This is a genomic window from Saccharothrix sp. ST-888 (assembly GCF_000955975.1).
Classification (GTDB): Bacteria; Actinomycetota; Actinomycetes; order Streptomycetales; family Streptomycetaceae; genus Kitasatospora.
On the sequence record NZ_JYJF01000150.1, the window covers coordinates 1 to 11323 of the forward strand.

The 11323-nt window shown below is 72.2% G+C and carries 9 protein-coding genes and 1 pseudogene; 9 read left to right on the forward strand and 1 reads right to left on the reverse strand.

What is annotated here, in order from left to right; all coding sequences use genetic code 11:
- A partial coding sequence (locus tag UK12_RS30055; protein ID WP_045306358.1) for a cytochrome P450 occupies positions 1-940 on the reverse strand: 940 nt, incomplete at its 3' end.
- Positions 941-1269: 329 nt separating this feature from the next.
- On the opposite strand from UK12_RS30055, the gene UK12_RS30060 reads away from it, so the two are divergent.
- The 9 genes and pseudogenes from UK12_RS30060 to UK12_RS30100 all read left to right on the forward strand — a co-directional run.
- Entirely contained in the window at positions 1270-2208 is a 939-nt protein-coding gene (locus UK12_RS30060) for a proline iminopeptidase-family hydrolase (protein WP_045306359.1), read from the forward strand.
- A complete protein-coding gene (locus UK12_RS30065) occupies positions 2205-3140 on the forward strand; it encodes an ACP S-malonyltransferase (protein ID WP_045306360.1) in 936 nt (311 codons plus the stop codon). The genes UK12_RS30060 and UK12_RS30065 overlap by 4 nt, the downstream gene beginning before the upstream one ends.
- An 87-nt stretch (positions 3141-3227) precedes the next feature.
- Positions 3228-3479 carry a phosphopantetheine-binding protein gene (locus UK12_RS30070; protein ID WP_045306361.1) on the forward strand — a complete coding sequence of 84 codons (252 nt, stop codon included), beginning with the start codon at positions 3228-3230 and terminating at the stop codon, positions 3477-3479.
- A 31-nt stretch (positions 3480-3510) separates the two neighbouring features.
- Positions 3511-5037 carry an amino acid adenylation domain-containing protein gene (locus UK12_RS30075; RefSeq protein ID WP_045306362.1) on the forward strand — a complete coding sequence of 509 codons (1527 nt, stop codon included), beginning with the start codon at positions 3511-3513 and terminating at the stop codon, positions 5035-5037.
- Between the two features lie 31 nt (positions 5038-5068).
- On the forward strand, positions 5069-6613 hold the full coding sequence (locus UK12_RS30080) for an AMP-binding protein (RefSeq protein ID WP_045306363.1): 1545 nt from the start codon (positions 5069-5071) through the stop codon (positions 6611-6613).
- Positions 6610-7848: a decarboxylase gene (locus UK12_RS30085; RefSeq protein WP_045306364.1), complete on the forward strand. Its 1239-nt coding sequence runs from the start codon at positions 6610-6612 to the stop codon at positions 7846-7848. The genes UK12_RS30080 and UK12_RS30085 overlap by 4 nt, the downstream gene beginning before the upstream one ends.
- Positions 7848-8312, forward strand: coding sequence for a cobalamin B12-binding domain-containing protein (locus tag UK12_RS30090; RefSeq protein ID WP_045306365.1), 465 nt, complete (start codon positions 7848-7850; stop codon positions 8310-8312). Before UK12_RS30085 ends, UK12_RS30090 begins: the two co-directional genes overlap by 1 nt.
- Entirely contained in the window at positions 8309-9598 is a 1290-nt protein-coding gene (locus tag UK12_RS30095; protein ID WP_045306366.1) for a methylaspartate mutase, read from the forward strand. The genes UK12_RS30090 and UK12_RS30095 overlap by 4 nt, the downstream gene beginning before the upstream one ends.
- Before the next feature lie 132 nt (positions 9599-9730).
- Positions 9731-11323, forward strand: a pseudogene (locus UK12_RS30100) (type I polyketide synthase); the annotation flags it as partial.

Genomic DNA, 11323 nt, shown 5'->3' on the forward strand with positions numbered 1-11323 from the left:
CCCGGATGGTGGTGCCGCCGAGCTCGATGTCCTCCAGTGCGACCCGGGCGGTGCCGGAGTCGGAGATGCTGAAGAAGCGCAGCAGCTCCTCCACCGCGCGGGGGAGCAGCGCCGGGTCGGCCTGGACGGCGGCGAGCTGGTCGGGGTGCTCCAGCAGCGCGAGGGTGCCGAGGGCGATCATGTTGGCGGTGGTCTCGTGCCCGGTGACGAGCATCAGCCGGGCCATGCTCACGATGTCGGCGTGCTCGACGGTCGGCTCCGCGCGGTTCTGCGCGACCAGCCTGCTGATCATGTCATCGCCCGGCTCGGTCTCCTTGGCGGTGACCAACTGGTCGACGTACTGGTCGAGTTCGTAGTGGGCCTGGCCGCGCTCCTGGTCGCTGATGTCGCGGTTCATGATCTGGCCGGCCCAGATCTCGAACTGCGGGTGGTCCTCGTAGGGGACGCCGAGCAGTTCGCAGATCACCAGCGAGGGCACCGGCAGCGCGAGTGCGGTCACCAGGTCCAGCGGGCCGCCCTTGGCGAGCATCGCGTCGATCTGGTGGTCCACGATCTCCTGGATCCGCGGCCGCAGCGCGCGCATCCGGCGCAGGCTGAACTCGGGGGCCAGTAGGCGGCGCTGGACGGTGTGCTCGGGCTGGTCCATCGACAGGAAGGTCAGCGGGACCGCCTGGAGCATCTCCTCGGGCACCGGCACCTGGAGCGGGTAGCCGGGCAGCTTGAGGTTGGAACTCACCCGGGAGTCGCCGAGCACCTTCTTGACGTGCTCGTACGTGCTGACCAGCCAGGCCGGCTTGCCGTTGACCCGCAGCGCCGCGCGGGAGATCGGCTCGTTCTCGCGCAGCTTGGCGTACTCCGCGGGCGGGCTGAACGGGCAGCTGCGGGCCATCGGGAAGGCCGGAAGCGCGGCCGGGTGGTCCTGATCGGCAGTCTGGGTCATGGTGCCCTCTCGAACTCGTCGAACTCGACTCGAACTCGCATACGTCGTATGCGCGGGCACGCTGACCCGGGGTGCACGGCGCCGCCGTCAGCACGGCGCATCCGACCGCTGTTCGGACGTTAGGCACCCCGACCGCCGGATCACACCCCTGGCGACCCCTAGTCGTCCGGCAGGTGCGGAATTCCGGGCCGGCCGGCCCGCCGGTCCGTCGCAACCCCTGCCGGGCTAGGGGCCGTTAGGGGTCCAGCGGGGCCGTGGCAGCGGGTTAGCGTCGGACCGGATCACGACCCCGTGCACCCCGAACATGTCTGCCGACTGAGGTGGTTACCGTGCCCCTGGACCCCAGCGCTAAGGGAACCGTCCCGTTCGGGGAGTACCGGACCTGGTACCGGGTCACCGGCGACCTGCACGCGGGGAGGCCCGCCGTCGTGGTGGTGCACGGCGGTCCCGGCAGCACCCACGACTACCTGCTGTCGATGGCCGAACTCGCCGAGCACGGCTGGCCGGTGGTGCACTACGACCAGCTCGGCAACGGAGGCTCGACGCATCTGCCCGACAGGGGCGCCGACTTCTGGACGGTGGACCTGTTCGCCGCCGAGCTGGAGAACCTGCTCACCGAGCTCGGTATCGCCGGGAACTACGTGCTGTTCGGGCAGTCGTGGGGCGGTCTGCTCGCCGCCCGGCACGCGACCGCCCGGCCGGCCGGGCTGCGCGGCCTGGTGGTGGCCAACTCGCCCGCCTCGTACCCGCTGTGGCTCAGCGAGATGGCGGTGCTGCGGGCACAGCTGCCGCCGGACGTGCAGCAGACCCTGCTGCGGCACGAGGCGGCCGGCACCTTCGACTCGCCCGAGTACCTGGCCGCGATGCGGGTCTTCTACGACCGGCATGTCTGCCGGGTGCTGCCGTGGCCGCGGGACTTCCTGTCCTCGTTCATGGAGATCTACAACGACCCGACCGTCTACTACACGATGAACGGGCCGAACGAGTTCCATGTGATCGGCACGCTGAAGGACTGGTCGATCATCGACGAGCTGGACGCCATCCGGGCGCCGACGCTGCTGATCGGGGGCCGGTACGACGAGGCCACCCCGGTGACCATGCAGCCCTACTTCGACCGCATCCCCGACGTGCGGTGGGAGACCTTCGAGAACTCCAGTCACTGTCCGCACCTGGAGGAACCGGAACGGTTCACCGAGGTGATGGTCGCCTTTTTGAAGAACCTGGCGGGGCCCGCGAAGCCCTCGGCGGAAGGGCGTGTCCAGTCATGACGAGCAAGACCGCAGTCGTCTTCCCGGGCATGGGCCCGTCCGCCTTCACCGACGTCGGCCGGTTCATGGTGGTGAACCGGCACGCCAGGGAGCTGGTCGCGGTCGCCGACGAGGTCCTCGGCTACTCCCTGGTCGACGCGTTCCGACAGGCCGAGGGCGACTACTCCGAGGCGGCGCAGGTCGCGTTCCTGGTGAACTGCCTGGCCTCCGCCCGCTGGGCGGTGGACAGCCTCGGCATCGAGCCGGCGGCGGTCCTGGGGCCGAGCTTCGGCGAGAAGGCGGCGATCGCCTTCACCGAGTCGCTGCCGGTGCACGAGGCCGTGCGGATGACCGCCGAACTGGCGCGCTGCATGGACGAGTACTTCAGCCACGAGCACACCGACATCGTGACGCTCTCCTTCGTCCGCACCCCCGAGGCCAGGCTCGCCGAGATCCTCGCCGACCTGGACGAGCAGGGCGAGTGGCACGACATCTCCTGCTACGTCGACGAGGGCTTCTACATGCTCTCGCTGCGCGAGACCCGCGTCGAGTGGGTGCAGCAGCGGCTGCGCGCGATCGGCGGGATGTCGCTGTACACCATGCGCCCGCCGCTGCACTCGCCCGCGTTCGCCGGACTGCGGGACAAGGCCGAGCGCGAGGTGCTGTCCACGCTGGAGTTCACCGACCCGAAGCTGCCGGTGGTGGCCGACCAGGACGGCGCGCTGCTGACCTCGGCCGACGGCATCCGCACCATGCTGCTGGACAGCATCGTGCGCCCGCTGCGCTGGCCGGACGCGGTGGCCGGGCTGAAGCGGTTCGGCGTCGGACGGGTCTGTGTCGCGGGACCGGACAGCCTGTTCGGCCGAGTCCCCTGCACGACAGCCAACTTCGAGGTCATCCCGGCCAACCCGCGGCTGGCGATGACGCCCCGGCGCCGGTCCGCCGCCGCCTGAGTACCCGGCGCCGACCCTGCGCCGTCCGAGCACACCCGACGGAAACCCGACGGGACACCCGATGGACAGCCGATGAATGGAGTCATCATGTGGGACGAGACGTTCGAAGCGACCCTGCGCAAGTTCCTGCCCTTCCTGCCCCCGGGCGAGCGGCTGGAGAGCGACACCCAGCTGCGTGAGCTGGGGCTGGACTCGCTCGGCACGATCGAGCTGCTGGGCACCCTGGAGAACGCCTACGACGTGCGGTTCCTGGACGACGCGCTGACCCTCGAAACCTTCGAGACCCCCGGTGTGCTCTGGAAGACCGTGCAGAGCCTGCTGCCGGGCGCCGCGGCCTGACGGGCCCGAGGGACACTGAGGGGCCACCACGATGGACGACACCGTGGACGTCGCGCTGTCCGGGCGCTTTCTGCGCGGACTCGCCAAGTCGGCGGACCGGCCGGCGCTCCGGGCCGGCGGGACCGAACTGACCTACCGGGAACTGCACGAGCGCGCGCTGCTGCTGGCGGGTTCGCTGCTGGCGGGGCTGGAGTCGCGACCGGCGGCGATCGGTGTGCTGGCGGGCAAGGGCGCCTCGGCGTACGTCGCGGTCCTGGCCGGGCTGTACACCGGGATCACCATGGTCCCGCTCCAGCCCGCCTTTCCCGCCGCCCGGACCCGGCAGATGATCGAGGCGAGCGGGGTCGGCGCGCTGATCGCCGACGACGACTCGCTGCCGGTGCTCGCCGGGCTCCGGGAGGCCGGTGTCGACCTGCCGGTGCTGTTCCCGCCGGGCGGGCAGCCGATGCCGGCCGTGCCGGTGCAGGCGGCCCGCGCGCTGTCGGCGCCGGTGCCGGTGCGCGGCGAGGACGTCGCCTACGTCCTGTTCACCTCGGGCTCGACCGGGCGGCCCAAGGGCGTCCCGGTCACCCATGCCAACACCCACCACTACTTCGGCCTGCTGGACGAGCGGTACGACTTCGGTCCCGAGGACGTGTTCTCGCAGAACTTCGACCTCAACTTCGACTGCGCGATGTTCGACCTGTTCTGCGCCTGGGGCTCCGGCGGCACGCTGACCGTGCCGCCGCCGCAGGCGTACCGGGACATGCCGGAGTTCGTCGCGGCGCAGGGGCTGACCGTCTGGTTCTCCACCCCCAGCGCGATCGCGCTGGTCCGGCGGATGGGCGGCCTGCGGCCCGGCGCCATGCCGTCGCTGCGCTGGAGCTTCTTCGCCGGCGAGGCGCTGAGCTGCCAGGACGCCAGGGACTGGCAGGACGCGGCGGCCGGCTCGACGCTGGAGAACCTGTACGGGCCGACCGAGCTGACGATCACCGTCGCCGCGCACCGGTGGACCGGCGAGGACGGGCTCAACGGCATGGTGCCGATCGGCTCGGTGCACGCCGGCCACCGGGTGCTGCTGCTCGACCGCGCGGGCGAGGAGCACCGGACCGAGGGTGAACTGTGCATCGCCGGGCCCCAGTTGACCGCCGGCTACCTCGACGCCGGGGACGACGCGGGCCGGTTCTTCGACCGGGACGGCCGGCGCTTCTACCGCACCGGGGACCGGGTCCGGCGGTCGGCCGACGGAGCCCTGGACTACCTGGGCCGGGACGACGCACAGGTCCAGGTGCACGGGGTGCGGGTGGAGCTGGCCGAGGTGGACGCCGCGGTGCGGACCTGCCCCGGCGTGCAGGACGCGGTCACCGTGGCGGTCGCGGCCGACGGGTCGGTGGAGCTGGTGGTGTTCTACACCGGCGAGGCGGTCCCGCTGGTCCAGCTCGCCCGCGACGTGCGCCGGGTGCTGCCGGTCGCGATCGTCCCGAAGCGGTACCACCGTCTCGCCGAGTTCCCGCTCAACTCGAACCGAAAGATCGACCGCGGGCAGCTCGCACTCCAGGCCGCGACGACAACCGATTGAGGGCTCTGATGACAAGGACTGTGGGGGCGCAGTGAGTCGTAACTCGATACCGGAGGTCCGGTCCGCCGTGCTGGTGCACGAGGTGCTGGACGAGGCGACGGCGGACGCCGCGCCCGGTGCCGTCGCGGTCGCCGACCGGGACGGGCGGTGGACCTACCGGGAGCTCGGCGAGTACAGCCATGCGGTCGACGCCTGGCTGGACGCGCGCGGGGTCGGCCCCGGCGACCGGGTGCTGGTGCAGCTGCCGAGCACCCGCGAGCTGGTGGCGCTGTTCTACGGGACCGCCCGGCGCGGTGCGGTGCTGGTGCCGGTCAACCCGGGCATGAAGGAGTACCACCTGCGCTCGGTGCTCGCCAACGCCGAACCCCGGCTGGTGCTCGCGGCCGACGCCTCGGTGGCGCGGCTCGGCGCCTTCTCGCCGGTCCCGGTGCTCGGCCTGGGCGAGGTCTGGCGCGAGGTGAGTGACCTGCACGCCGCCGGTGCGCGGGCCGCCGCGGTGGCGGTCGCCGCCGACGACGTCGCGGTGCTCGTCTACACCTCCGGCAGCACCGCCGCACCGAAGGGCGTCATCTGCCCGCACGGCCAGATGGTCTTCGCCTCGAAGGCGATCAACCTCGAACTCGGCTACCGGCCCGACGACGTGGTGTTCTGCCGGTTCCCGATCTCCTGGGACTACGGGCTGTACAAGATCCTGCTGGCCGCGCTCGGCCGCTCGGAACTGGTCCTGGCCGACGGCGACTCGGACCTGGTGCTGCTGAAGCGGATCCGCGAGTGCGGGGCGACCGTGGTGCCGATCGTGCCGTCGCTGGCCGCGATGATCTGCGCGCTGGCCGAGCGCGACCCGGAGCAGCGCGAGCCGGGGCGGCCCTCGCGGGTCCGGATGTTCACCAACACCGGTGCCGCGCTGCCGAAGACGACGGTCGACGCGCTGCGCGCGGCGTTCCCCGGGGCCGAGGTGATCCGCCAGTTCGGCCAGACCGAGTGCAAGCGGATCTCCGTACTGCCGCCGGAGTTCGAGGACCGCAAGCCCACCTCGGTCGGCCGGCCGCTGCCGGGCACCAGGGTGCTCGTCCTGGACGAGGCCGGCCGCGAACTGCCCACCGGTGAGAGCGGCGAGATCGTGGTCGAGGGCCCGCATGTGATGCCCGGCTACTGGCGGGCGCCCGAACTCACCGCGAAGGCCTTCCGGGTGGACCCGGTCAGCGGGCAACGGCGCCTGCACACCGGCGACTTCGGGAGCGTGGACGAGGACGGCTTCCTCTACTACGAGGGCCGCCGGGACGACATGTTCAAGCGCAAGGGCGTGCGGATGAGCACGATCGAGATCGAGGCGGCCGCGATGGACATTCCCGGTGTCCAGGCCGCCGCGGTGCTGCCGCCGACCGAGGACCGCGACCTCGCGGTGTGCGTCGAGGGCGACCTGGCGCCGCACACCGTACTGCGGGAGCTGTCCCTGCGGCTGGAGCCGGCCAAGGTGCCGGGCCTGTGCCGGGTCGTCGGCGAGCTGCCGCTCACCCTGCACGGCAAGCACGAGCGCCGGAAGCTCGCACAACTCTTCGAAGGGACCACCCCGTGATCGGCTACGCCGAGCTTGCCAAGCGTTTCGGCACCCCGTCGTACGTCTACGACCTCGACCGCATCGCCGCCGCCCGGCAGGACCTGTTCTCCGCGCTGCCCGACGAGGTCGAGCTGTTCTACGCGGCGAAGGCGAACCCGCACCCGGAGCTGCTGCGCGAGATGCGCCGCGGCGAGGGCCGGCGCTGCCGGGCGGAGATCAGCTCCACCGGCGAGCTCGCGGCCGTCCTGGCCGCCGGCTTCGCCGCGGCGGACATCCTGTACACCGGCCCCGGCAAGACCGAGGGCGAGCTGGCCGAGGCGCTGGCCGCCGGGGTGAGGCTGTTCTCCGTCGAGTCGCCCGGCGATCTGCGGAACGTCGGCGCGGCCGCCACCCGGCTGGGCGTGGTCGCCGACTGCCTGCTGCGGGTGAACAGCGCCAGCGCCAGCGCGACCTCCAGCATCCGGATGACCGGCCTGCCCTCCCAGTTCGGGTTCGACAGCGAGACACTGCCCGAGCTCAGGGACGAGCTGCTCGACGTCCCCGGGGCCGAGGTGGCGGGCGCGCACTTCTTCCCGCTCAGCAACGCCAAGGACGAGGCGAGCCTGATCGCCGAGTTCCAGCACACCATCGGCCTGGCCGCGCGGTTGCAGGAGCAGCTCGGCGTGCGGTTCCGCTTCGTCGACATCGGCGGCGGCTTCTCGGCACCCTACGCGGTGACCGGCGAGCGGCCGGTGTACGGCAACCTGCGTGCGGCGCTGGCGGGTTCGCTGGACGAGCACTTCCCCGGCTGGCGCACCGGCGGGCCGCGGATCGCCTGCGAGTCGGGGCGCTACCTGGTCGGCGACAGCGGCACGCTGATGGTCGGCGTGGTCAACCTCAAGGAGAGCCGCGGCCGCCGCTTCGTGATCCTGGACGGCGGTATCAACACCTTCGGCGGGATGTCGGGCCTCGGGCGGATCCTCCCGGTCTCGGTGCGCCCGTACGACGAGGGGGCGCCGCACGAGCAGATCGCCAGCCTGGTCGGCCCGCTCTGCACGCCCGGCGACGTGCTCGGGCGCGATGTGGAGCTGCCCGCGCTGGCGCCGGGGGACACCGTCAGCATCCCCAACGCCGGCGCCTACGGCCCGACCGCCAGCCTGCTGATGTTCCTCGGCCGGCCGGCCCCGACCGAGATCGTGGTCCGGGGCGAGGAGCTCGTCTCGGTCTCCCGGATCCAGCACGTCCGCGCCTACGAGCACGGCCGGGAGCTGTGATGAGCCAGCCGGCCAAGAAGGAAGCGCCCGCCGTCGCCGCCCGGGAGGCGACCGTCATCGTCGCCGGGGGGACGTCGGACTCGCACACCTGGAACCTGGTCTTCCTGCAGCTGCTGCTGGAGGAGATGGGCTTCGAGGTGGTGAACCTCGGTCCCTGCGTGCCCGCGGAGCTGCTGATCGCCGAGAGCCTGGCCCGCCGACCGGCCCTGCTGGTGGTGAGCAGCGTCAACGGACACGGCTACCAGGACGGCATCCGGATGATCAGCAAGCTGCGCGAGCGCGCGGAGCTGCGGGCGATCCCGGCGGTCATCGGCGGGAAGCTGGGGATCTCCGGCGCCCAGAGCGCCGAGCAGCTCGCCGATCTGGTCAACGCCGGCTACGACGCGGTCTTCGACGACGGAGCGGAGGGGATCGCCTCCTTCCAGCGACTGCTCGACTCGCTCCCGCAACGGGTACTGGCGTGAGGGGGACGGGGTTCGGGGAGTTCGTCCGCCGGGTCCAGCAGGCGGGCGAACTCGTGGTCCAGCCCCGGATGGGTATGAGCGAGCCGGACCGGATGCGGGCCGGACTCAAGGCGACCAAGGCCGCCGCCGGGCGGACGGTCGGCACCATCACGCTGGACAGCTACACCCGGGTCGGCGACCTGGAGTCGGCCGAACTCGCCCTGCTGGAAGGGGTGTCGCTCAACGGCTACCCGATCGTCAGCCACGACGTGGCCACCACCGAGCGGGTGCTGGAGGGGATTCGCGGCGACGACTTCCCGGTCCAGGTCCGGCACGGTTCGGCCGCCCCGATGGCCATCTTCCGGGCGTTGATGACGGTGGGCCTCGACGCCTCGGAGGGCGGCCCGGTCTCGTACTGCCTGCCGTACGGGCGGATTCCGCTGCACGAGTCGGTGGACAACTGGTCGCGCTCCTGCGACCTGTTCGTCCGGCTGCGCGAACTCGGCCGGGAGCCGCACCTGGAGACCTTCGGCGGCTGCATGCTCGGCCAGCTCTGCCCGCCGAGCCAGCTGGTGGCGATCAGCGCGCTGGAGGCGCTGTTCTTCTACCAGCACGGCCTGCGCAGCATCTCGGCCAGCTACGCCCAGCAGACGCACCAGCAGCAGGACGTCGAGGCCGTGTTCGCGCTGCGCCGGCTCTGCGCGGAGCTGCTGCCGGAGGCGGACTGGCACGTCGTCGTCTACGCGTACATGGGGGTCTACCCCACCACGCCGGAGGGCTCGTACGGGCTGCTCGGCCGGGCGGCCGAACTGGCGGCGTCGACCGGCTCCGAGCGGCTGATCGTGAAGACCGTCGCCGAGTCCGTCCGGATCCCGACGATGGAGGAGAACGTCAGCGCGCTGGAGTACGCGGCGGCGACGGCGGCCGCAACCGGGCGGATCGGTGCCGCGGCCGCCGACTCGCAGACCTACGCGGAGGCCGCGGCGCTGGTCGCGGCCGTGCTGAACCTGGCCCCCGACGTCGGCCGGGCCATGCTGCTGGCGTTCCAGCGCGGGTATCTGGACATCCCCTACTGCCTGCACCCGGACAACCAGGGGCGGACCAGGAGCTACCTCGACGCGGAGGGACGGCTGCGCTGGGCGGACATCGGCCGGCTGCCGCTGGCCGGGGTGGTCGAGGCCGGGGAGTCCCACACCGTCACCTCCGGCGAACTGCTGGAGTCGCTGTCCTACATCCGCCGGAAGTTCGACTCCGGAGCGATCTCCGGCGGGCCGGGCACCAAGCTGCTCGACCACAAGGCTGTCTGAGGGCGCAGCCGTTCTCCGGCGTCACAGCCCGGTCGGCGCCGCTGCTTCGAGGCACCGCCGTTCCAAGGCACCGCTGTTCCAAGGCACCGCTGTTCTGAGTAAGAGGTCTCGGCCGAAAGTGGAGATGCGCGGATGAATGAGTCCAGTTCCGATTCAGCACTGGCCCGGCTGCTGGCCGCCGCCGCGCCGTCGGAGCACCGGAGGTTGGTTCTCGACCTCGTACACACCACCGCGGTGGCGGCGCTGAAGGCGGCGCGCCCCGACGCCGCCGAGACACTGGACACCACGCTCCCCTTCACCGAACTGGGCTTCGACTCACTGGCCTCGGTCGACCTGCAGGGCCGGCTCGCCGCGGCGACCGGCCTCGACCTGCCGGTCACCCTGGTCTACGACTGCCCGACGCCCGCCGCGCTGGTCGAGCGGCTGCTCGCCGGAGCGCTCGGCACGGTCGCCGCCGAACCGGCGCCGGCCTCCCAGGCCGATCCCGCGGACGAGCCGATCGCGATCGTGGGCATCGGCTGCCGGTTCCCGGGCGGCGTGGACTCGCCGGACGACCTGTGGCGGCTGCTGGCCGACGGCGGCGAGGTGCTCTCCGGCTTCCCCGACGACCGGGGCTGGGACCTGGCCGGGATCTTCGACGAGGACCCCGAGGCGCCCGGCAAGAGCTATGTCCGCAGCGGTGGATTCCTCGACACCGCAACGGAGTTCGACGCCGACTTCTTCGGGATCAGCCCGCGCGAGGCGCTGGCCATGGACCCGCAGCAGCGACTGGTGCTGGAGACCGCCTGGGAGGCGCTGGAGCACGCCGGGATCGACCCGGCCGGCCTGCGCGGCACCGAGGCCGGGATGTTCTTCGGCGCCGAGGTCCAGGAGTACGGCCCCCGCCTGCACGAGGCCCCCGACGGCCTCGACGCCTACCTGATGACCGGCAACGCGCCGAGCGTCATCTCCGGGCGGGTCGCGTACGTGCTCGGCGCGGTCGGCCCGGCGGTCACGGTCGACACCGCCTGCTCGGCCTCCCTGGTCGCCATCCACCTGGCCTGCCAGTCGCTGCGCGCGGGGGAGTCCTCGATGGCGCTGGCCGGCGGCGTCGCGGTGATGGGCGGCCCGGGTGTGTTCACCGCGTTCAGCCGCCAGCGCGGCCTGGCCCCGGACGGCCGCTGCAAGGCCTTCGCGGCGGCGGCGGACGGTACCGGCTTCGCCGAGGGCGTGGGCGTCCTGGTCCTGGAGCGGCTGTCCGAGGCGCGGCGCAACGACCACCGGGTGCTGGCCGTCGTGCGCGGCTCGGCGATCAACCAGGACGGCGCCAGCAACGGACTCACCGCACCGAGCGGCACCTCGCAGCAGCGGCTGATCCGCCAGGCCCTGGCGAACGCGGGCCTGACGGCCGCCGAGGTGGACGCGGTCGACGCGCACGGCACCGGCACCACGCTCGGCGACCCGATCGAGGCCGGCGCGCTGATCGCGACGTACGGCCAGGAGCGTCCCGAGGGCGCGCCGCTGCTGCTCGGCTCGGCCAAGTCGAACCTGGGCCACACCCAGGGCGCCGCCGGTGTGGCCGGCGTGATCAAGATGGTGCTGAGCATGCGCAACGGCTACCTGCCGAAGACGCTGCACGTCGACGCCCCGAGCCCGCACGTCAACTGGTCGGCGGGGGCGGTCGAACTGCTCACCGAGGGCAGGCCGTGGCCCGAGACCGGGCACCCGCGCCGGGCCGGGGTGTCC

Bases quoted from the DNA above. Each gene is read 5' to 3' on its own strand.
- UK12_RS30070 (WP_045306361.1), top strand. From the start codon at position 3,228: ATGTGGGACGAGACGTTCGAAGCGACCCTGCGCAAGTTCCTGCCCTTC.
- UK12_RS30075 (WP_045306362.1), top strand. From the start codon at position 3,511: ATGGACGACACCGTGGACGTCGCGCTGTCCGGGCGCTTTCTGCGCGGA.
- UK12_RS30065 (WP_045306360.1), top strand. From the start codon at position 2,205: ATGACGAGCAAGACCGCAGTCGTCTTCCCGGGCATGGGCCCGTCCGCC.
- UK12_RS30090 (WP_045306365.1), top strand. From the start codon at position 7,848: ATGAGCCAGCCGGCCAAGAAGGAAGCGCCCGCCGTCGCCGCCCGGGAG.